Here is a 22,651-nt window from a genome sequence, read left to right as displayed (position 1 = left end):
AACTCTCCCTTCAGTTGTTCAATTGTAAGACAAAATATTCGTTATGACAATATTTAGAATAAAACTTATCGCACGAGACACGGGCGCTTGTGGTCAAACTCCCAATTGCTGATCAGAAACTGCATAGGGATTGCATCATTCCGTGCGCCTAACTTCATTTTTCGATAGAGATCATGCGCTTTTTCCACTTGTTCCATATCAATGTCGATGCCAAGCCCAGGCTTATCAGGCACCTTCACACAGCCATCAACAATTTCTAAAGGCTGTTTGGTTAAACGCTGCCCGTCCTGCCAGATCCAATGGGTATCAATCGCCGTGATGCGTCCCGGAGCAGCGGCCGCGACATGGGTAAACATGGCAAGGGAGATATCAAAATGATTATTAGAATGCGAGCCCCACGTCAGCCCCCAATCATGGCACATCTGCGCAACCCGCACCGATCCCTGCATCGTCCAGAAATGAGGATCAGCCAGCGGAATATCGACCGCATGCAGCTGAAGCGCGTGCCCCATTTCCCGCCAGTCAGTCGCTATCATGTTTGTCGCGGTCGGCAGGCCTGTCGCGCGGCGGAACTCAGCCATCACTTCACGTGCGGAATAACCATATTCCGCCCCGCACGGATCTTCTGCATACGCGAGCACATCATGCTTTCCTTTGCATAATGCAATGGCTTCCTCTAATGACCACGCCCCGTTCGGATCAAGGGTGATTCTTGCCTCTGGAAAGCGTTTTGATAATGCAGTGACAGCTTCGATTTCATCCTCTCCTGACAGCACCCCGCCTTTCAGCTTGAAATCCTGAAAGCCGTAGCGCTCCTGTGCGGATTCGGCAAGACGTACAATGGCCTCAGGCGTCAGCGCTTCCTCATGGCGGAGGCGGAACCAATCGCAATCTGACTGCTGATTGCTTTGATACGGCAATGTCGTCCGCCTTCGGTCACCGATGTAAAATAGGTAACCGAGCATCTTGACCTCATCCCGCTGCTGTCCTTCGCCCAACAAGGCCGCGACTGGTTCCTGAAGAAACTTTCCAAGCAAATCTAACAAAGCCGCTTCCAGCGCCGTAACGGCATGGACTGTAGTGCGCAAATCAAACGTCTGGATTCCGCGGCCTCCCCTGTCCTGGTCCGCAAACTGCTTTCTGACTGTTTGCAAAATCGACTGGTACGCGCCGATCGATTTACCGACAACAAGCGGCTCTGCAAGCTCCAGCGTGCGGCGAATAGCTTCTCCGCCCGGCACCTCGCCCACACCCTGATTCCCGCTGCTGTCTGTTAAGACGACAAGATTCCGGGTAAAAAACGGGCTGTGGGCGCCACTTAAATTCAGCAGCATACTGTCATGCCCCGCGACTGGAATTACTCTCATTTCAGTAATTGATGGAATATTCGATCTTTTTTCTTTTTGAACCTGTTCTTGTATGGATGAACTCATGTTTTCTCCTCCTTATAAAGCGCTTTCATAAATATTAGACAGGCAATGATTGATCGGGGTCTTGCTGTTGTTTCTTTAATACGACCCGTTTGATCGGCCCGACCAGCAGCAAATAGCTGAGAACTGCTGCAATCGCATTAGCGCCGACAAAAACGAGCGCGCCATTAAAAGATCCTGTGGCATTCACGATGTAGCCGATAATAATCGGAGTCGTAATCGAGGCGATGTTTCCGAATGTATTGAACAAACCGCCGCTTAATCCCGCACACTCTTTTGGCGACGTGTCCGACACGACAGCCCAGCCCAATGCGCCAAAGCCTTTTCCGAAGAACGCGAGTGACATGATCACAACGACGAGCCACGCTGAATCTGTATAGTTGCAGATAATCATGCTGCAAGACAGCAGCATGCCGACAATGATCGGTCCTTTTCTCGCAAAGGTGAGAGAATGGCCTTTTTTCAGTAAAAAATCAGACACGATGCCTCCAAGCACGCCGCCCGCAAATCCGCACAGCGCCGGGAGGGAAGCCACAAACCCCGCTTCAAGAATGGACATTCCGCGGGCCTGAACCAAATATACCGGAAACCATGTGAGAAAAAAATAGGTGAGAGTTGTAATGCAATATTGAGCGATGTACACGCCAATCAGCATGCGGTTGGTTAATAACTGTTTGATATACGGCCATTTTGATTCTTTTTCCTGCTTGCTTTGACTGTCATCCATTGAAATCAGCCCGCCGCCTTCTTCAATGTACGCAAGCTCGGCTTTGTTAACCTTCGGATGTTTTTTCGGTTCATATACCGTTTTTAACCAGATAAAAGCCAGAAGAATTCCCGCGGCCCCCATCACTACGAAGACGGAATGCCAGCCAAAAGAGTGGGTGAGCCAGCCCATTAAAGGAGAAAAAATGACGATTGCGAAGTATTGAGCTGAGTTAAAAAAGGCTGACGCTGTACCGCGTTCGGAGCTTGGGAACCAGGAAGCAACCACTCTGCCGTTTCCGGGAAATGAAGGTGCCTCAGATAGCCCGACTAAAAAGCGCAGCGCAAACAGCAGGATAATCGCTGTGCCAGCGGTAAAAAAGCCAATCGCCCCTTGCAGCAGCGTGAAAAATGACCAGAAAAAGATGCTTAACGCAATAACCGTCTTTGAGCCAAACCGATCCAGCAGCCAGCCTCCGGGAAGCTGCCCGATGACATAAGCCCAGCCGAAAGCAGAAAACACATACCCCATAGCGACCGAGTCCAGTCCAAGGTCATGCTGGACGGAATCTCCCGTAATCGAAAGCGTCGCACGATCTGCGTAGTTAATAGACGTCACAAGAAACAGCATAAACACGATGAACCAGCGTACAGAGGTTTTTTTGCCCGCCGGCGAAACATTCGCATGGTCTTTTTTCATAATATCTTCTCCTTTGTCAAAGTAGAGAATCATATGCTGGCTGGTGATAAGGCTTGGAAAGAGACAAGCGCCTCTTTCCAGCACCTTTATTGCTTCACAAACACGGTTTTGATCGCCGTGAAAAAGTCCTTCGCAGCCTCACCCTGTTCGCGGGAGTGAGAGCTTGATTGCTTCATGCCGCCAAATGGCGCCTGAAGCTCAACCCCGGCGCTTTCTGCATTGACCCGAACAAGCCCGGCTTCAATCTCATCAACGAATGAAAGCATACGGCCGATGTTTTGCGTAAAAATAGATGCACTTAATCCGAACTTCACATCATTGGCGAGGTCTAAAGCCTCCCCCATCGTATCCACCTTTAACAGAGCGATGACCGGCCCGAAAATTTCCTCCTGGGCAATCGCCATGTCAGATGTCACGTTGTCAAAAATGGCAGGCTGCACATAATATCCGTTTTGATACTTTCCATCCTCCAGCTTTTCTCCTCCAATCAAAAGGGAAGCGCCTTCTTGTTTGCCTTTTTCAATATACGATAGGCAATTATCAAGCTGATTTTTACTTGCGATCGGTCCCATCCAGACGTTTTCGTTCAAGCTGTCTCCAATCGTAATCTCCTTTGTGCGCTGCACCAATTTTTCTTTAAAGCGGTCATAAATTCCGCTTTGGACAATGACACGGCTCGTTGCGGTGCACTTCTGGCCCGTTGAACGGAAAGCGCCTGTCACCACGGCTTCCGCTGCCGCTTCAAGATCAGCATCATCCGCTATGATCACCGGGTTTTTCCCGCCCATTTCAAGCTGATATTTGGCGCCTCTCGCTAAAGCGGCTTGCCCGATGATTTTCCCAACCTGATTCGATCCCGTGAACGTAATGGCATTGACCCCGTCATGTTCGGCAATGCCTTGGCCGACAACTGACCCTTGGCCAGTCACCAAATTGATGACTCCCGCCGGAAGCCCCGCTTCTTCAAAACAAGCGATGATCTTCGCACATGTAACGGCAGTTTCTGTTGCCGGTTTGATGACAACAGTATTGCCGTACACCAATGCCGGCGCCATTTTCCAAATCGGGATCGCGACCGGGAAGTTCCACGGCGAAATCACACCGACGACACCGAGCGGGACACGGGTTGTAAACATCAGTGCGTCTTTGTCAGTAGACGGGATGACATCGCCTGTTTTGCGCATGCCCTCGCCGGCGTAATAGCGAAGAATCGCAATGCCGCGAGCGGTTTCTCCTTTTGCTTCCGGCAGGGTTTTTCCCATTTCACGCGTCGCACATGCGGCGATGTCCTCTAAGCGCTGTTCCATAATATCGGCAGTTTTGTACAGCAATTGGCCCCGTTCTGCACCCGTCAGCTTTCTCCATCCCGTTTTTGCCTCATGAGCGGCGGCGACGGCCAGGTCCACATCATCAGCCGTTGAACTCTGCACATAGCCGACGATGTCGTTCACATCGGCAGGATTTTCCGACTTGATCATATCGCCTGATTGAGATTTGACCCACTCTCCATTAATAAAATTGAGATATGTGTTTTTTTCCGTGATTACAGTCATGCCCATTGCCCCTTTCAGGTTTTTATGTTCGTCAAACCGTCGCGGCCTTCTTCGGGAAACGATCCGCCGCTTGCTTTAAAATGGCTTCTAATTGCTGATAATGTTCTTTTTCAACCGGCCCGACAGGCGGTCTGGCTGTATTTCTAACATTCATCCCCATAATCTCCATGCCGGCTTTGATCAAGGATACCGCGTACCCTTTCCGCTGCTTCCGAATATCGTTGATCGGCAGAATGACATGCTGATAGAGTTCCTTCACTGCATCGTTGTTTCCGTTTTTCAAAGCTTCATAGAACATCCGGGAAATATGCGGAATATAATTCGAAATGGCTGAAGAATAAGAGTGAAAACCGATTGGCAGGTAGGACGGCATCGTCACTTCAGCCATCGGCATTCCGTTAAGCCATCCCAAGCGGTCACCGATTGTATAGGCGAGGTTGATATTCAAATCCATGTTCCCCACTCCGTCTTTCACACCAACAAGCTGTTCAAGCTCCGTCAGCCGCTTGATCTGTTCAAGAGAAAATACGGCATTGTCGCGCTGATATAAAATGGCATTCAAGTCTGTGCTTTCAATAATCGTTTTGGCGTACTGATACAGCCCCTCCTGTTCGCCATGCACCAAATACGGAGGAAGGATCAAATAGCCGTCAGCGCCTTTTTTCTCCGATATGCGTGCCCAATCAAGCGCGGTGCTGAGATTGCCGCCCACGCCCGTATAGACCGGGACCTTTCCTCCCGCAGCCGAAACCGCGACTTCAACCATGTTTTCGTATTCTTTCTGGCTAAGGGATTGAAACTCCCCTGACCCACAGGCGATAAAAATCGCTTCCAAGCCTTCTTCCAGCAAAAACTCGATATTTTGAAACAGAGCTTCTTCCTCCAGCTTTCCTTGTGTATTAAAAGGCGCAACCGGAAAACCTAAAATCCCTTCAGGTGCTTTTCTTATACGGCTCATGTACAAAACCTCCTGTCATTTGTGTAAACAGCTCATATGAAAGCGCTTTAAAATTGTGTGGCTGCATATCCTCTCCTTCCCGTATATCCTTTTGTTTTATTGTAAGACAAATAAACAATAAGTCAATAACTTTATTTTCTGACTCTTCATAAAAAAGTCAGAAAGCCGCGTTTTCCGCATAAAAAAACAGCCGTTGGTATCCGGCTGTTTTTTCACATACTTCTTTCTTTCATCGTTTCGTTCAAAAGCTTCGCTTCTAAAAAAAATACGTGGATAAATTTTTTCATATTCACTCTGGCAGGGGCGAGGGGTTTCGCATCTTTGGATTGAATTTCTTTCATTTTTTGGCTGACGACCGGGAAATCAAAGAATTTTGATGCGTAGGTTTCGAATTTAGGGTTCGAAAAATCAGTTGTGCCCAATGAGGCAAAATGGTCCAGCGAATGAATAATGGCCCTGCGGATTCGTTGTTCCGAGGCTTTCATTTCACGATTGATTTCCGTTTGTGATGCCGCAGCCCCAAGCTTTCGTTCCGCTACTTGTGTGAAAATTTGTTTTAACGAAGGGATATTTTTTTCGTAAGGCTCAGATTGTTCATGCTCAGCTAAATACTGAAGGACCGCCATCATATCATGAGCGCCGCCTTCACCCATCATGCCGAGCTCGGATAGCAAGAATGTTCCCGCTTCTTTTAAGCTGTTGTCATTTTTATACTGAGACCGTGCTTTTCGTTCGGTTCGGTTGACCAGCCGGCTTAAAGAGTTTTGGATATCTCCGATCGAGTTTTCAAGCTGGATCCGTTCCTTCACCTTTTGCAGAACAGTTACAATTTCAATACGGTTTATCGGTTTATGAATAAAATATTCAATGCCGAGAGAATACGCTTCTCCGACCATTTCTTTAGCTTCCACTTGTGAGATCATCACGATTTTCCCAGAATAATAGTCCTTGATTCGGCGTATGGTCTCAATTCCGTCCCGCCCGGGCATTAATAAATCGATTAACAAAATATCAATCTGCTTAAATTGCAATATATGCCCTTCCACTTGGCTTCCGTCTTCCGCTTCACCCGCAGCCTCTCCAAGATCCTCATCCTCTATGATCTGCCTTAAAATTGACCGTACCGCACGGTCATCATCAGCGATAAAAAAACGCATATTATCTGTTCATCCTTTCTGAATCAAATGCCTGGCAGGCAGCCTGATGGTAAAGACCACTCCTTGCTGCTGGTTGTGAAACTTAATGTTTCCCTCAAGCTCTGTCACGATTTCCTTGACGTAGGAAAGCCCAATTCCGGTTGAAGGCGTGCCAAACTCGTCATACGTTGAGGTAAAGCCCGGATCAAACACAATATCTCCTATTTTCTCCGAAATGCCGGGACCATTGTCTTCCACCTGAAATACTATCATACTCTCATCTGGCTTTCGGAGCCTCAGGCTGACCGTTCCCTCATCCCCCATTGCCTCCACCGCGTTTGCCGTCAAATTATTAATGATAGAAAGAACGATAAATACATGATAATCATCGTGCTCCCCCTCTATTGAACAATGAAAATTGATCTGTTTGCCTAATGATTCAGCGTACTTTTCATTCATTCGAATAACAAGCCGGAAAAGATCCGAGGCATTCATATAATCTTTAAAACTTTCATTGGAAATCAGTTTCGAAAGCCCGGCGAATATCCTCTGGTTGTCCTTTTTCACTTCATGAATTTCCCCGGCCAGCCTTAAGATCCTGCCGCCGAGCTGATCGTCCTTGCCCTTTACTTCCCGGTAGAGCTGATAGGATTCGTTTGTCACATGCTCTGTCGTTTTCAGCGTCTTTTTTAAATGCACTGTTTCTTCATATAAATTCGACACGATCATCAGCATGTGCTCATTTTGCCGCCTTGTCTGCTTTTCTCTGGACTGCGTTTCATACAGTTTCAGCACGTTAAAAAAGCTGATCACAATAAATGTATGAGAAATCGCAACGACCGCGATATCCGTTATTTTTTCAGGCGTCACCACTGTATGAAAAATAAGAAACTGAACGACCAGCTCGACGCTATCGGAAGCAATTTCAATCATAAATCCGTAAAAACCGAGCATAACCGGCCGATCACGATAGCGGTTCGCCCGCAACACGTAAAACAGACATGCAAACGTCATGTAAAAGAAAAAGCCTGACGCTTGATCATACAGGATTGGAATCAGTCCAGCGTGTCTTCCGTCCCATAATTCCAATAAGACACGAAATACGAAAACCGATGTTCCAGTCAAAAACCCCGGCAATACAGCGGACACATGCCGCAGCAGCACTAAGAAAAAGAAAAAAGCCGGCGCGCCGAAGCTGATTCGGAACTCTTCATTGAGGGGATAAAATTTCAGTTCACCTGCAAGCGGCACAGTAATCAGCATGAGCGCCAGTATATATGCGTCTTTCTCAAAAAAACGTTCCAGTTTAATTATGATCACATCCTCATTTTTATTTTGAGGAAAGGACAAAAAACCTGCAAATTTCTTTCGACCCAGTATGTAAGCTTTTTATAAAACCAACGGCTTATTTTCGAAAATTTTTTGTCGTATTTTGTATGATTCTGTAGTCTCTATTATACAGTTATGATACCTTTCCGCACTCATGAAAGCGTTTAACGCCTCGTCTGTCTTCGATTATACTCCGCCTCAGTCCCAAATAGCTAAAACAGATAGGAGGAATTTGATGAAAGAACTGATAAAAGAACGCCCGGAAGAAAAGAATCTGGCGTCGCAGCTGTATGAATGGGTAGAACATTACCGCCCCTTTGCCGCCAATGGACAAAGCGCAAATTATATCCCCGCGTTAGGAAATGTCAATGACTCACAGCTCGGCATTTGTATATTGGAGCCTAATGGAGCAATGATACATGCCGGCGATTGGAACGTCCCTTTTACCCTGCAAAGCATTTCAAAAGTCATCAGCTTTATCGCTGCGTGTATAAGCCGCGGCATTCCCTATGTGCTTGACCGTGTCGATGTCGAGCCGACAGGTGACGCCTTTAATTCCATCATCCGTCTCGAAATGCACAAGCCCGGAAAACCGTTTAACCCCATGATTAACGCGGGCGCCATTACAATTGCCTCGCTTCTTCCGGGAGAGACAGCCCGCGATAGGCTGGAGTATCTGTACTCTGTCATTGAAACATTAATAGGGAAACGGCCCAGAATACATGAGGAAGTTTTCCGGTCTGAATGGGAAACGGCCCACCGCAACAGGGCACTGGCCTACTACTTAAAAGAGACAAACTTTTTAGAAGCCGATGTGGAAGAAACGCTCGAGGTGTACCTGAAGCAATGCGCCATGGAAGGCACGACAGAAGACATTGCATTGATCGGCCTGATCCTTGCTCATGACGGTTATCACCCGATTCACCGCCAGCAGGTGATCCCGAAAGATGTAGCAAAGCTCGCCAAGGCTTTAATGCTGACATGCGGCATGTACAACGCCTCCGGCAAATATGCGGCATTTGTCGGGGTGCCGGCCAAAAGCGGTGTCTCTGGCGGCATCATGGCGCTGGTTCCCCCAAGCGCCAGAAGAGAGCAGCCTTTCCAAAACGGATGCGGTATCGGCATTTACGGGCCTGCCATTGATGAATACGGCAACAGCCTGACTGGCGGCATGCTGCTGAAGCACATCGCACAGGAGTGGGAACTCAGCATTTTTTAAAATAAAAAACGAGGTGATTGTATGCAGCAATTCCTGGAACATATCGTCGGTTTCGCAAATGATTTTTTGTGGTCAAAGCTATTAATTGTATTGCTTCTTTCTCTGGGAATCTATTTTACGTTCAGGCTTAAATTTTTACAGGTTCGCATGCTGAAGGAAATGGTCAGGGTGTTAAAGGAAGGCGCTGCATCCCGCTCTAAAAACAGCATCTCTCCGTTTCAAGCGTTTTGTATCAGCATGGCAGCCCGTGTCGGCACCGGAAACATTACGGGTATTGCCATTGCGATTGCGCTGGGCGGGCCCGGTGCGATTTTCTGGATGTGGATTATTGCCATTATCGGGTCAGCGTCAAGCTTTGTCGAAAGTACACTGGCTCAAATTTATAAGGTGAAAGATGCAAACGGCTTCCGCGGCGGTCCTGCTTATTATATGGAAAAAGGACTGAACAAAAGATGGATGGGCGCCTTGTTCGCCGTTTTAATCACGCTGTCGTTCGGTATTGTCTTTAACTCGGTTCAATCAAATACGGTCAGTCTCGCGTTTGAAAACGCGTTCGGCACAAACCGCCTGACACTTGGACTCATTTTAATTGCTGTGTTTGGAACAATTATCTTTGGCGGAGTCAAACGCATCGCAAAACTGGCTGAATATATTGTTGTTGTTTTGGCTGTCCTGTATATCGGAGTCGCTTTTTTCGTGATTCTCACAAACATCACCCAGCTACCTGCCGTTTTTGCGCTAATTGTCAAAAACGCGTTTGGATTTGACCAGGCGGCCGGCGGCGCTTTGGGAGCGGCTTTAATGCAGGGTGTCAGACGGGGGATTTTTTCAAACGAAGCGGGAATGGGAAGCGCACCGAATGCCGCTGCCACCGCGACGACAAGCCATCCTGTAAAACAAGGGCTGATCCAGGCATTTGGTGTGCTTACTGATACGCTAGTCATTTGTACAAGCACGGCCTTTATCATCCTGTTTTCAGACGCCTATCATACCCCGGGACTGAGCGGAATCGCCTTAACTCAAGCCTCTCTCAGCTCCCATATCGGGCCATGGGCATCAGGCTTTCTCGCCATCCTGATCCTCTTATTCGGATTCTGTGCCTTGATCGGCAACTATTATTACGGCGAAACCAATATCGGCTTTTTGAACAAAAGCAAAAAACTGATATTCGTCTATCGCATCGGCGTGCTTGCAATGATCGTGTTTGGCTGTGTGGCCAAGGTGCAGCTTGTATGGGATTTGGCCGATTTGTTTATGGGCTTGATGGTCGTCGTCAACTTAATCGCCATTTTCTTATTATCGAAGGTGGTTTTTGCGGCTCTCCAGGACTATACCCGGCAGAAAAAAGCGGGCAAAGACCCTGTTTTTTATAAAGATGTCATAAAAGATCATGAGCGGATTGAATGCTGGGAGCTTTCAGAAACTTCTGCTGATCCTCATAACAAACAAATATCGTAATGCATGCAGAAGGTGTTCAGATCAATGGAATCTGAACACCTTTGTCTTTCGGTTGATTGACAAACGTTAAGACGTCCTATACCATTTTCATATCATTTCAAAAAATCAGAAAGAAGGATCCGAACAGCCTATGAATCCAATTCAGCATCTATTAGATACATACCCGCTTATCGTGTTAGACGGCGCGATGGCAACCGAGCTTGAACGCAAAGGCTGCGACTTGAATGACAGTCTCTGGTCGGCAAAAATCCTGATGGAGCAGCCGGAGCTGATCAAACAAGTTCATGCCGATTACTTCGCTGCAGGCGCCAACTGTGCGATCACCGCCAGCTATCAGTCTACGTTTGAAGGCTTTGCCGCACGCGGGCTCAGCGAAGCGGAAGCCCGCCGGCTTATCCAGATGTCCGTCAGCATCGCGACCGAAGCCCGTGATGAATTTTGGGCACAGAAAGAAAACCGTTTGAATCGGCAAAAACCGATCGTTGCGGCCTCTGTCGGCCCGTATGGCGCCTATCTTGCGGATGGCTCCGAGTATCGAGGAAACTACGGAATCTCTGAGGAAGAGCTGGCTGAATTTCACCGCCCCCGCATGAAAGCCCTGATTGATGCCGGTGCGGATGTCTTGGCATGTGAAACGATTCCATGTCTCACTGAGGCAAAAGCAATTGTCAGCCTGTTGAAGGAATTTCCTGACACATATGCGTGGTTCAGCTTCAGCGCAAAAGACGGTCTGCATATCAGTGACGGAACCCCTGCCGCTGACTGCGCGTCATGGCTTGATCAGCACAGCCAAGCGGCGGCGGTCGGCATCAACTGCACTCCGCTTCAGTATATCTCTTCATTAATAGCTGAGTTAAAGAAGAACACATCTAAACCGATTATCGTCTATCCGAATTCAGGCGAACAGTATGATCCGGACACCAAAACGTGGAACGGCGCAGCATGCGGCGAGCCTTACGGACAAAGCGCGCGCATCTGGTTTGAAAACGGAGCAAAGCTGATCGGCGGCTGCTGCCGGACAAAACCGGAGGATATTAAAGAAATCGCCGGCTGGGCCCGGACTTTAAAAACCACTTGACTTATCGGAATAGTTTGTATATTCTAACTTAAAAGCCGGCTTGCCGGAATCTCGTGTCCCCCGCTGACATGAGATTTTTTATTAGGAAGACATCAAATCGCCGTATAGAAAGTTGGAAAAAGATGAAACCCGCTCACAACAAGAATGAGACAAACTTTCAGAGAAGTATGAAAAGCAGACACCTCTTCATGCTTTCATTAGGAGGCGTCATTGGAACTGGTCTGTTCTTAAGCTCAGGCTATACCATTCAGCAGGCAGGCCCTGCCGGAACCATACTTGCGTACTTAGTCGGCGCGGGAATTGTCTATTTGGTTATGCTGTGCCTTGGCGAATTGTCTGTAGCCATGCCAGTGACAGGCGCGTTTCATACCTATGCAGCAACATACATAGGACCGGGCACAGGTTTTACGGTCGCTTGGCTGTACTGGCTCACATGGGCCGTTGCATTGGGATCTGAATTCACAGCGGCAGGCCTGTTGATGCAGCGCTGGTTCCCCGATACGTCTGTTTGGATGTGGAGCGCCGTTTTTGCTTTGTTGATTTTCCTGCTGAACGCGTTTTCGGTCAAGTTTTTCGCTGAATCAGAGTTTTGGTTTTCCAGCATTAAAGTATTAGCCATCGTATTATTTATTCTTTTAGGCGGCTCCGCAATGTTCGGCATCATCCCGATCAAAGACGGGGGCGCTGCTCCGATGCTGTCAAACTTCACAGCGGAAGGCGGGCTCTTTCCGAATGGATTTGTCCCCATTTTCATGACCATGCTGTCTGTCAACTTTGCCTTCTCAGGAACTGAGCTGATCGGAATTGCCGCGGGAGAAAGCGTCGATCCCGACAAGACCATACCAAAAGCGATTAAAACAACGGTCTGGCGTCTCTCACTTTTCTTTATCGGAACCATTTTTGTACTCTCAGGGCTGATTCCGATTCAAGAAGCGGGCGTTATCAAAAGCCCATTTGTTGCAGTCTTTGACAGAGTCGGTGTACCGTACGCAGCTGACATCATGAACTTTGTCATTCTGACAGCCATCCTGTCAGCCGCTAATTCCGGACTTTACGCATCGTCCCGTATGCTTTGGTCACTGTCAAAAGAACAGACGCTTCACCCAACATTTGCAAAGCTGACACCAAAGGGAATTCCGTTAAACGCGCTGGTGTTCAGCATGATCGGCGGCATCCTGTCACTACTGTCCAGCGTATTTGCGCCAGACACGGTGTACGTTATACTCGTGTCGATTTCCGGCTTTGCCGTCGTTGTCGTTTGGATGGGCATCGCCGCTTCTCAATTCATGTTCAGAAAACGTTATCTGGAAGCGGGAAACAAGGTCACGGATTTGAAATACCGAACGCCTTGGTACCCATTTGTGCCGATTGCCGCATTTCTTTTATGTCTGGCATCCGTAATTGGCATTGCCTTTGATCCAAATCAAAGAATCGCGTTATATTGCGGTGTGCCGTTTATGGCCATCTGCTATGCGGTGTATTACGCGAAAAACCGCAAAAGCCGTCCGGCCGCCGATATGACCCATTCAAAATAAAAGAACCTGCCCCAAGGCAGGTTCTTTTTCTATCCTCATACTTCCACTGTCCAATGAAACGGATCTTTCACTTTTCCAAGCTGAATGTCGGTTATCGTTTGATACAGCTTTTTTGAAATTTCTCCTATTTGCCTGTCGTTCACAATCACCGTTCTTCCATGGATATTGAGTTCGCCGACAGGCGTAACAACTGCAGCCGTACCTGTGCCGAATACCTCTGTCAATTCCCCTCGTGCGGAGGCTGCATAAATATCATCGATCGATATCTTTTCTTCCCGGACCGGGATGCCCCAGCTTCGGATCAGCTCAATAGCAGAAGCTCGTGTAATCCCGCTCAAAATGCTTCCGCTTAATGCAGGAGTCACAACCTCTCCATTTATGACGAAAAAGATATTCATGCTCCCTACCTCTTCCGCGTATTTCTTTTCAATGGCATCCAGCCACAGCACCTGATCATAGCCTAATTCATTCGCCTTCTGCTGCGCCTGAAGGCTAGCCGCGTAATTTCCTGACGTCTTGGCATTTCCGACTCCGCCATTGACTGCCCGCACAAACTCATCTTCCACATAGATGTTAATCGGCTGCAGCTGATCGCCATAGTAAGAGCCGACAGGCGAAAGCACGATCATAAATGTATAGTTTTTTGACGCCTTTACACCGAGACTCGGTTCGGTGGCAATAACAAACGGACGAATATACAGCGACGTTCCCTTTTCCCTTGGGACCCACTCTTTTTCCAGCTCGACCAATTGCGTCAGTGCCTCCAGCACCAGCTCTTCGTCTAGAGGAGGCATACTCATTCGCTGACATGATCTGTTCAGCCTTTTGATATTTTGCTCCGGCCTGAACAGCAGCACCCTGCCATCTTCAGTTCTGTATGCCTTCAAGCCTTCAAAGACAGCCTGGCCGTAATGAAAAACAGAAGAAGACGGATCGAGCATAATCGGTGCATAGGGGGTAAGTCTAGGATGATGCCAGCCCTTTTCCTCCTCATAATCCATCACAAACATATAATCTGTAAAATATTTGCCGAACCCTAAGGATGATGGGTCTGGTTTTTCCTTCTTTGATGTGATTTTCTCTCGTTCAATAAGCTTGTTCACTGATTAGCACACCTTTCCAGATAAATTTGTTTAAATTTTCTGTTAATTTTGAGCTGCAGATCGGTAATGCCATTCTTTTTTACAGGCGGTTTTCCGTTCTCATATGATATAAGAGGGCTCAATTATAAATGTCAGAATATTCTCTATCGTCTCCGGCTATTATACACTACATTTCGTGTAAGATGAAGGTGAAGTTAAAGAAAAAACAGCCAGAGATTTTTCCGGCTGTTTTCGTTAAACTGCTAAAAACAAAATGACAGCATGACAAATCAGCAGAATATAAACCGCGATCCCTAACTGCCAGTTGACCTTCCGCGCCAATGCAAAAACAATCATCAAGGCCGGCAAGATCGCTGTTCCAGCCAGCTTATTGACCGTCGAATCCGGGCTGTTCGTTGCATCATAATGAATTGGCATATCTGCCGGAAGAAATGGATAAAAGACCATAGAGAGTATGACAGCTGCAATGACAGACCCCCACACCACTTTTTCATTCATCAATAGAAACATAGAACCATTCCTCCTCATCACATTCCTAAAACAATAAAACGTTCTTTATCTCCCATTGCTTTACGATTGATATGACTGTTCTACGGTGAATTTCGTTCGGTCTCCTCTTGTAATAATTTGAGCATATTCTACTACTTCTTCATTTTTATCATAGGTGAGGGATTCCGATAAAAACGCAGGCGCTCCAACATTGGTTAACAGGTGTCCGCTGATCGTTTCATCCGTTAAAATCGGCTCTATCGATTCCGTACCCCTGCTGATTTCGATATTGTATTTTGTTCTTAATAATTCAAACAGAGATCCGGTGCACTCTTCCTGCACCAATCCCGGTGCCGCTTTCCAAGGTATATATGAGGTATGGTATTGCAAAGGTTCACCCTCGGCGTATCTGACTCTGACAAGCTTGTTGACAGGCTCATTCTCTTTCATTTTCAGCAGCTCGGCTATGGAATGGTCAGCAGGGATCACCACAAGTTCAAGCACTTTTGACTCAGAACGCAGCCCCCTCATTTGTTCTGCAAAACTCGTAATCTTATGCGGAATCGGCGTTTGGATTTTAGCTGCCGATACAAAAGTTCCTTTTCCCTGGATTCTCTGAATATATCCTTCAAGCTCAAGCTGCTGCAAAGCCAGCCTTACAGTTGTTCTGCTGACATCATATTGTTCGCAAAACTCACTCTCTGTCGGCAGCTGATCATTCGCCTGATACTTGCCCGACTTGATTAATTCAATGATTTTAAATTTGATAACAGAATATAAAGCTGCCATTTCATCCTCCCCATTCTGTATGTAAACCGATCTTTTTTGAATGAAACCATAATACCATCTGCTTTCCTATTTTGAAAGATTTGTATTCTCTTTTGTAACAAATTTTCAGAAAATAACGTTGACAATTTTATGATAACGGTGCTAAATTCGTAATGACAAATATCATAAATTGATCATAACAAATATGATGCTTGTCTATTCCATTGAGGGGGTGTCAGATGAAGATCATCGTTGCTGATCATTATGAAGATCTCTGTAAGTTAAGCGCTGTCATTATTAAGGAATGTGTGCAGGCTAAGAAAGATGCCGTTCTCGGCCTAGCAACAGGAAGCACGCCGGTCGGCTTGTACAAGCAACTGATTTCAGACTATCAGGCAGGCGAAATTGATTTTTCAAAGGTTATAACATTTAATTTAGATGAATACGCGGGCCTCTCTCCATCTCATCCACAAAGTTATAACAAATTTATGCACGAGCATCTTTTTCAGCATATCAATGTTCAGCCTGACCATATTCATATCCCGCAAGGAGACAACCCGCAGCTTGAGGCTGAGTGCAAAGTGTATGAGGAGCTTATCCGCCAGGCGGGAGGCATTGATGTGCAAATCCTTGGCATCGGCTCGAATGGCCATATTGGTTTTAATGAACCCGGCTCTGATTTTGAGGAGCGGACACGAATCGTCAGGCTGTCTGAAAGCACGATACAGGCAAATGCCAGATTTTTCGGCGGCGATCCTGTCCTTGTGCCGAGACTTGCCGTTTCAATGGGCATCAAAACGATCATGGAATTCAGCAAACACATTGTGTTATTAGCAAATGGCGAGGAAAAAGCGGACGCGATTCAAAAAATGGCTGAAGGCCCTGTGACACCGGAGGTACCAGCCTCGATTCTTCAACAACACAATCACGTTACCGTTATCGCTGATCCAAAAGCAGCTCAAAAACTGAAGAACTTATCATACTTATCAAACAAATAGAAGGAGACTGTTATGTTTAAAAAGGCATTTCAAATTCTGCAACAGCTTGGCCGCGCTTTGATGACTCCGGTTGCCGTCCTCCCGGCAGCCGGTCTGCTGCTCCGTTTCGGTGACAAGGATTTACTGAACATTCCTATTATAAAGGATGCGGGCGGCGTTGTATTCGATAACCTGCCGCTGATTTTCGCCGTGGGTGTCGCGATTGGTTTAGCTGGCGGCGAAGGAGTGGCCGGACTTGCCGCTGTCATCGGATACTTGATTTTAACCGTCACCCTGGATAACATGGGAAAATTACTCGGCCTTCAGCCTCCTTATGAAGGGGCCGAGCATCTGATTGATATGGGGGTATTCGGCGGCATTATCATCGGGCTGCTTGCCGCATATTTGTACAAGCGTTTTTCATCAATAGAGCTACACCCCGTCCTTGGATTTTTCTCAGGAAAACGATTTGTCCCGATTATTACTTCGGTCAGTTCATTGGTCATCGGCGTTATTTTCTCATTTGTTTGGCCGCTAATTCAGAACGGAATAAACGCCGCCAGCAGCTTAATTGCCGATTCAACGGTCGGCCTGTTCTTTTATGCAACAATCTATCGCTTACTGATTCCTTTTGGACTGCATCATATTTTTTATACACCTTTCTATTTTATGATGGGCGAATACACAGATCCATCAACAGGCAATACCGTAACCGGCGATCTGACAAGGTTCTTCGCAGGAGACCCGACTGCGGGACGTTTTATGATGGGGGATTTCCCTTACATGATTTTCTGTCTGCCGGCAATCGCGCTTGCCATCATCCATACCGCGCGGCCCGAAAAAAAGAAAATGATTTCCGGTGTCATGATTTCAGCAGCGCTTACGTCTATGCTCACTGGAATTACCGAGCCAGTTGAATTTGCTTTCTTGTTCGTCGCGCCTGTGCTTTATTTAATAAACTCTATTCTTGCCGGTGTCATCTTTGTCGTGTGTGATCTACTCCATGTCCGTCACGGCTACACCTTCTCGGGCGGAGGAATTGACTATGTGCTGAATTATGGGCTTTCGACAAACGGCTGGGTCGTCATTCCTGTCGGGATCGTCTTCGCCTTCATTTATTACTATTTGTTCCGTTATGCGATTTTGAAATGGAATCTGAAAACACCCGGCCGTGAAGCAGATGAAGGTGACCAAAGTGAAGCCAAATCTCCTGTTTCAAAAGAGCAGCTCGCCTTCCACGTATTGCAGGCGCTGGGCGGCCAGCAAAATATCGCCAACCTCGACGCATGTATTACAAGGCTGCGTGTCACCGTTCATCAGCCAAGCCAAGTGGACAAGGACGAACTAAAACAGCTTGGGGCGGTAGGTGTGCTAGAAGTGAACAACAACTTCCAAGCGATTTTCGGCACAAAGTCAGATGCTTTAAAAGACGATATCAAAACAATTATGGCTGGAGGCATCCCGGCTGCCGCCGCGACGCTTGATGCTGAAGCCCCGACCCAGCAGGAGCCTCCTGCCGAAGAGTCTTTTATCTATCCGGTACAGGGAGAAATACTCTCCCTATCCGACGTGCCTGATCCAGTGTTTTCAGAAAAAATGATGGGTGAGGGTTTTGCGATTGATCCCACAGAAGGAAAAGTCGTTGCCCCCGCTGACGGCGAGATTGTATCCATATTTCCGACAAAGCACGCCATTGGCTTTACAAGCGCTGGCGGCACGGAAATATTGATTCATGTCGGCATTGATACGGTGAAGCTGAACGGTAAAGGCTTTGAAGCTCATGTCACGAGCGGCCAAACCGTCAAACAAGGCGAACTGCTTCTAACCTTTGATTTGAATGACATTAAGCAGCATGCCGCTTCCGCCATAACGCCTATTATTTTCACCAATGTATCTGAGGAAGAGATGAACCGTATGAACATGAAGTAAAAAAGTCCCCCTGATGCGGGGGACTTTTTAGCCAACATAATGAAAGCGCTGTCAAAATAAATTTTTAAAAAAGGGGTTTGCATTTGATTCACGAATGGTATGAATAAGCCTCATCATATCATTCTAAAGGGGGATTCATTTGAAAAAATTTATCGCGTTTCAAATTTTAATCGCATTGGCTATCGGCGCTGTGATCGGCCACTTTTTTCCTGATTTCGGAATGGCGCTCAGGCCTGTCGGTGACGGGTTTATCCGCCTGATTAAAATGATTGTCGTGCCGATTGTATTTTCTACCATTGTCATCGGAGCTGCTGGAAGCGGCAGTATGAAAAAGATGGGCAGCCTCGGCGTAAAGACCATAATCTGGTTTGAAGTGATCACCACTTTGGTGCTGGGCCTGGGACTTTTATTGGCAAATGTCTTAAAACCAGGTGTCGGGCTGGATCTTTCTCACCTAGCGAAAAAAGATATTCATGAGCTTTCCGGCTATACAGAGAAAGTCGTGGATATCAAACAAATGATCCTCGATATTATCCCGACAAACATTATTGATGTCATGGCCAGAAATGATTTACTCGCTGTCATTTTCTTTGCGATTTTATTCGGTGTTGCCGCCGCTGGTATCGGCAAAGCCTCTGAACCAGTGATGAATTTCTTTGAATCAGTCGCTCAGATTATGTTTAAACTGACGCAAATCGTCATGGTGACCGCTCCTATCGGCGTGCTTGCCTTGATGGCCGCCTCTGTAGGCCAATATGGCATCGAACTCCTCCTCCCCATGTTTAAATTAGTCGGTACTGTTTTTCTTGGTCTGTTTCTGATCCTCTTTGTCCTCTTTCCGCTTGTTGGTCTCATTTTTCACTTTAAGTATTTTGAAGTACTGAAAATGATATGGGATCTGTTTCTGATTGCGTTTTCCACAACCAGCACCGAAACCATTCTTCCTCAGCTTATGGATCGAATGGAGAAATACGGCTGTCCGAAACGAGTGGTATCATTTGTCGTTCCCTCCGGCTTATCGCTGAATTGTGACGGATCAAGCCTATACTTATCGGTTTCCTGCATTTTCTTGGCGCAGGCCTTCAATGTAGACATGACGCTGTCACAGCAGCTTCTCATGATGCTTGTGCTTGTCATGACCAGCAAAGGCATCGCCGCTGTTCCGTCGGGCTCCCTTGTCGTTCTTTTGGCGACTGCAAACGCTGTGGGGCTGCCTGCCGAAGGCGTCGCGATTATTGCAGGCGTGGACCGCATCATGGATATGGCCCGAACTGGTGTGAATGTGCCGGGACACGCGGTCGCCTGCATCGTGGTTTCTAAATGGGAAAAGGCCTTCCGCCAAAAAGAATGGGCCGCCGCAAACGGACAAACGGAAAGCATGTAAAAAAAGAACACCTCTGCATGAGAGGTGTTCTTTCCATATTATTCAGCAGCAGCGTGCTCTTCTTTTTCAATCGCTGCAAGTCTGGCGCTAACTTCTTCCGCCGTCATATTGTGTTCTTGTGCATATAAGTTTCTTGGGTTCGTGCGGCATTCGTGGCTGCAGCTGCGCATATATTTGTACTCATTTTCCGGTGTACATATGATTTTCTTATTGCATGATGGATTTGCACAGTTGACATACCGTTCACACGGTTCACCCGTAAAGTAGTCTTTTCCGACAATGACATGCTCGACACGGTTGACCGGCACGCTGATTCTTTCATCGAATACGTAGCATTGGCCGTCCCAAAGCTTTCCTTGCACCTCAGGATCTTTTCCGTATGTGACGATTCCGCCGTCAAGCTGTGATACATCTTCAAAGCCTTGCTTCATCAGCCAGCCTGAGAATTTTTCACAGCGCACGCCGCCCGTGCAGTATGTCAAAATCTTTTTGCCTTCCAGCATCTCTTTATTTTCTTCGATCCACTCTGGCAATTCACGGAACGCTTCGATATCAGGACGGACAGCTCCTCTAAAATGGCCGAGATCATACTCATAATCATTACGCGCATCGAGGACGACTGTATCAGGATCCTGCATCTTTTCTAAGAATTCTTTAGGCTTCAAATGCTTTCCTGTTGTTTCGTTCGGATCCACATCATCCTCAAGGCGAAGCGTCACAAGCTCTTTTTTATGACGGACGAACATTTTCTTGAACGCATGATTTTCTTCTTCATCAATCTTGAACACCATATCCGCAAATCGTGGATCAGCTTTCATCGCTTGCATATATTGTTCAGTCTGCTCAAATGTACCTGATACCGTACCGTTAATCCCTTCAGCTGACACAAGAATACGGCCTAACAAACCAAGCTCCTTACAAAAAGCCAGATGCTGCTCTCTAAACACCTCCGGCTCTTCAATCGGAACATATTTATAGTAAAGTAATACTCTGTATTGTTTTTCCATGATATAAACACCCTGTTCAATGATATAGTTAGTTGTTATGCACACTCTTACTATATCATACAGGAAAACATCTCAAAGATGAACACATCCGCCCAGACTGATAAAAATATCCAAACTCTTACAAACCCAGGCAGCGAGTGGGTTCGCGGAAAAACTATAGTATTTTCCATTCATTTACTAATAAATACACCATGTATTTTTCAGATAACTACACTTATAATTCTTCCTCAAACGATAAATTAACAGGCTCATCTAAAAGCTCTTCGTTTAGAAAAGCCTGAAACGTTTACAATATCCTTGCCAGATATCGGCTCATGCAAATGGGATTCAAGCCAATCAATGGTTTGCTGAACAGCTTTTTCATAATACATGGGACAATTTAATCTCCTTTCTGTTTCAGAATAATAGATCCCGCCTTACATGTTTTGATTATGTTTGCGATATTAAAAATCCCCTGTGTGTTTACACAGGGGATCTTCTTTTCTCACTTTATAATAACAGAAGGCGTTATATGCTCCAGCCAAATCACACCGTCATATTGTTCCTTCAATATCATTTGCTCCTCCATGAAACCCCAATACAGCGCTGTACGCGGCGTATACATCCATGAAGTTCCTTTGCTTTTTTTGGTATGAAGAAAATCAACAAAGACCGATGGATGGTTCGCAGCTTTCAGCAAGTCTTCGAGACTTCCAGCCGGCGGCGGACTTGTTACTGGATTAACGGTCTTATTATCGGAGCTATCCAGACTGGCTCCAGAGTACGCATAGATTCCAATGGTATAGGTCTGTTTTTTCAGCCGCTCAGGCAAATAATCACCCATGTTAGGTCCGTTTAGCTGTACCCAGTCCTTTATCATTTTGGTATTCTGTTTGCGAAGATGGTAATTGTGACCCCAGACAATGATCTTCTCTTTTGGATAAAGCGTTTCCGCAACCCACTGAAATTGTTCAGCCATCATGCGGTCTCTCATAAAGAATGAAAAATCCTCCACATTCTCCGGATACTCCAATAGCTTTTCTTTCATTTCTTCCAGCATGTATGTTTCCATTACGTCAATTCTCAGCTGAAGGGAATGCACAAAGATCTCATAAGCTTTCGGCTCTTTCGGAAGATGCGCTTTTAGCGTTGAAGCATGTGTTTCAGCGAACTTGATCAGCTCCCGGTAGTTTTTCACAAGCGCATCCTTCTTTTGCGTAAATTCTTCCAGCGTTTTGCTGTTTGACACTAAGCTGAAAAAATCATGTTCTGATTGGGAAAGCAGCTCGGCTTTTTCAGGGTCCACCGCCTTTACCCATTGATTCGCAGCACTGTCGAATGAATTTTTGAGGCTTTGAATATCAAATCCAGTGAGAATAAGCGGATCGCCTTTCTCTTTTTGCTCTTTCATATAATCAAACAGTTCAATCACATCTTCTGTGTGCCATACGGGGTAAATGGAATTTTTCATTATGCTCTTCGGGGTTAATTGATCCATGTGAAGGTAGGATGCATTTGCTTCGGGAAAGCCAGACTCAAAGGCCAGTACATCATATCCCAGTTCTTCGTGGAGGTATTTGATCATGCGGACCTTTGTTGCGTTCATCTCACCTGAACCATGTGTGGTTTCTCCTAACTGAACGATTCGTTTTCCTTTCAGCACTTTCTTCAGAAATCGCAGATCTTTGTTTGAAGCATTGGAAGAATCCAGTGGATGGGCATTCCGTTCAATCCAGCGATCCCAATGTTTTTCTTCAGAAGCAGCACGGGCGGGCACCGCAAAAGAAGAAAACGCCAGACAGACGATCAGCAGCGGCAAAGTCATTTTTATTAACTTACGTTTCAAATCTATCTCCCCTTTTCTGTTAGGTTCCCTAGTAGTTACGAGATAGATATAGAAAAAGTTTCCTTTTC

The 22,651-nt window shown here is 46.6% G+C and carries 18 protein-coding genes and 1 pseudogene; 7 read left to right on the top strand and 12 right to left on the bottom strand.

Annotation, left to right across the window (positions count from 1 at the left end; all coding sequences use genetic code 11):
- Positions 1-65 precede the first annotated feature (65 nt).
- The 6 genes from gudD to NSU16_RS01470 form a co-directional block, all read right to left on the bottom strand.
- Positions 66-1,433 carry a glucarate dehydratase gene (gene gudD, locus NSU16_RS01495; RefSeq protein ID WP_339191905.1) on the bottom strand — a complete coding sequence of 456 codons (1,368 nt, stop codon included), beginning with the start codon at positions 1,431-1,433 and terminating at the stop codon, positions 66-68.
- 34 nt (positions 1,434-1,467) lie between these two features.
- Positions 1,468-2,835: a glucarate transporter GudP gene (gene gudP, locus NSU16_RS01490; RefSeq protein ID WP_268448908.1), complete on the bottom strand. Its 1,368-nt coding sequence runs from the start codon at positions 2,833-2,835 to the stop codon at positions 1,468-1,470.
- An 86-nt stretch (positions 2,836-2,921) separates the two neighbouring features.
- Complete coding sequence (gucD, locus tag NSU16_RS01485) at positions 2,922-4,388, bottom strand: alpha-ketoglutaric semialdehyde dehydrogenase GucD (RefSeq protein WP_339191904.1); 1,467 nt, start codon at positions 4,386-4,388, stop codon at positions 2,922-2,924.
- Between the two features lie 31 nt (positions 4,389-4,419).
- Positions 4,420-5,346, bottom strand: a complete 927-nt coding sequence (gene kdgD / locus NSU16_RS01480) for a 5-dehydro-4-deoxyglucarate dehydratase (protein WP_059292043.1) — start codon at positions 5,344-5,346, stop codon at positions 4,420-4,422.
- Between the two features lie 212 nt (positions 5,347-5,558).
- Positions 5,559-6,503, bottom strand: coding sequence for a DNA-binding domain-containing protein (locus NSU16_RS01475; RefSeq protein WP_010332880.1), 945 nt, complete (start codon positions 6,501-6,503; stop codon positions 5,559-5,561).
- A 9-nt stretch (positions 6,504-6,512) separates the two neighbouring features.
- Positions 6,513-7,745: a sensor histidine kinase gene (locus NSU16_RS01470; RefSeq protein WP_339191903.1), complete on the bottom strand. Its 1,233-nt coding sequence runs from the start codon at positions 7,743-7,745 to the stop codon at positions 6,513-6,515.
- A 301-nt stretch (positions 7,746-8,046) separates the two neighbouring features.
- On the opposite strand from NSU16_RS01470, the gene NSU16_RS01465 reads away from it, so the two are divergent.
- From NSU16_RS01465 to mmuP, 4 genes are all read left to right on the top strand, one after another.
- Positions 8,047-9,030 (top strand): glutaminase, encoded by a 984-nt coding sequence (locus NSU16_RS01465; protein ID WP_286059114.1) that lies wholly within the window; start codon positions 8,047-8,049, stop codon positions 9,028-9,030.
- Positions 9,031-9,051: 21 nt separating this feature from the next.
- Positions 9,052-10,488 (top strand): alanine/glycine:cation symporter family protein, encoded by a 1,437-nt coding sequence (locus tag NSU16_RS01460; protein WP_024120080.1) that lies wholly within the window; start codon positions 9,052-9,054, stop codon positions 10,486-10,488.
- Positions 10,489-10,618: 130 nt separating this feature from the next.
- Entirely contained in the window at positions 10,619-11,566 is a 948-nt protein-coding gene (gene mmuM / locus NSU16_RS01455; RefSeq protein WP_339191902.1) for a homocysteine S-methyltransferase, read from the top strand.
- A 122-nt stretch (positions 11,567-11,688) separates the two neighbouring features.
- Positions 11,689-13,101, top strand: coding sequence for an S-methylmethionine permease (mmuP, locus tag NSU16_RS01450; RefSeq protein ID WP_268448892.1), 1,413 nt, complete (start codon positions 11,689-11,691; stop codon positions 13,099-13,101).
- 35 nt (positions 13,102-13,136) lie between these two features.
- On the opposite strand, the gene NSU16_RS01445 is transcribed toward mmuP, so the two are convergent.
- The 3 genes from NSU16_RS01445 to gamR all read right to left on the bottom strand — a co-directional run bounded on the left by NSU16_RS01445 (position 13,137) and on the right by gamR (position 15,482).
- Positions 13,137-14,204 (bottom strand): branched-chain amino acid aminotransferase, encoded by a 1,068-nt coding sequence (locus tag NSU16_RS01445; protein WP_168746842.1) that lies wholly within the window; start codon positions 14,202-14,204, stop codon positions 13,137-13,139.
- Between the two features lie 234 nt (positions 14,205-14,438).
- Complete coding sequence (locus NSU16_RS01440; protein ID WP_168746841.1) at positions 14,439-14,714, bottom strand: DUF1648 domain-containing protein; 276 nt, start codon at positions 14,712-14,714, stop codon at positions 14,439-14,441.
- 60 nt (positions 14,715-14,774) lie between these two features.
- Positions 14,775-15,482 (bottom strand): transcriptional regulator GamR, encoded by a 708-nt coding sequence (gene gamR / locus NSU16_RS01435; protein ID WP_010332873.1) that lies wholly within the window; start codon positions 15,480-15,482, stop codon positions 14,775-14,777.
- Positions 15,483-15,700: 218 nt separating this feature from the next.
- On the opposite strand from gamR, the gene nagB reads away from it, so the two are divergent.
- From nagB to gltP, 3 genes are all read left to right on the top strand, one after another.
- On the top strand, positions 15,701-16,459 hold the full coding sequence (gene nagB / locus NSU16_RS01430; protein ID WP_229149612.1) for a glucosamine-6-phosphate deaminase: 759 nt from the start codon (positions 15,701-15,703) through the stop codon (positions 16,457-16,459).
- A 12-nt stretch (positions 16,460-16,471) separates the two neighbouring features.
- The gene (ptsG, locus tag NSU16_RS01425) at positions 16,472-18,367 is read left to right on the top strand and encodes a glucose-specific PTS transporter subunit IIBC (protein WP_339191901.1); all 1,896 of its coding nucleotides are present in this window, start codon (positions 16,472-16,474) and stop codon (positions 18,365-18,367) included.
- A 139-nt stretch (positions 18,368-18,506) separates the two neighbouring features.
- The gene (gene gltP / locus NSU16_RS01420) at positions 18,507-19,751 is read left to right on the top strand and encodes a glutamate-aspartate/proton symporter GltP (RefSeq protein WP_101860214.1); all 1,245 of its coding nucleotides are present in this window, start codon (positions 18,507-18,509) and stop codon (positions 19,749-19,751) included.
- Positions 19,752-19,789: 38 nt separating this feature from the next.
- On the opposite strand, the gene NSU16_RS01415 is transcribed toward gltP, so the two are convergent.
- The 3 genes and pseudogenes from NSU16_RS01415 to NSU16_RS01405 all read right to left on the bottom strand — a co-directional run bounded on the left by NSU16_RS01415 (position 19,790) and on the right by NSU16_RS01405 (position 22,583).
- Positions 19,790-20,758 (bottom strand): rhodanese-related sulfurtransferase, encoded by a 969-nt coding sequence (locus NSU16_RS01415; RefSeq protein WP_339191900.1) that lies wholly within the window; start codon positions 20,756-20,758, stop codon positions 19,790-19,792.
- 266 nt (positions 20,759-21,024) lie between these two features.
- Positions 21,025-21,129 (bottom strand): annotated as a pseudogene (locus NSU16_RS01410) (AraC family transcriptional regulator); the annotation flags it as partial.
- A 113-nt stretch (positions 21,130-21,242) separates the two neighbouring features.
- Positions 21,243-22,583, bottom strand: a complete 1,341-nt coding sequence (locus tag NSU16_RS01405) for an erythromycin esterase family protein (protein ID WP_326196096.1) — start codon at positions 22,581-22,583, stop codon at positions 21,243-21,245.
- Positions 22,584-22,651: the final 68 nt, after the last annotated feature.

Source organism: Bacillus sp. FSL K6-1003 (assembly GCF_037964945.1).
GTDB classification, from domain to species: Bacteria; Bacillota; Bacilli; order Bacillales; family Bacillaceae; genus Bacillus; species Bacillus mojavensis.
This window is presented reverse-complemented; position numbering and strand designations above follow the sequence as displayed.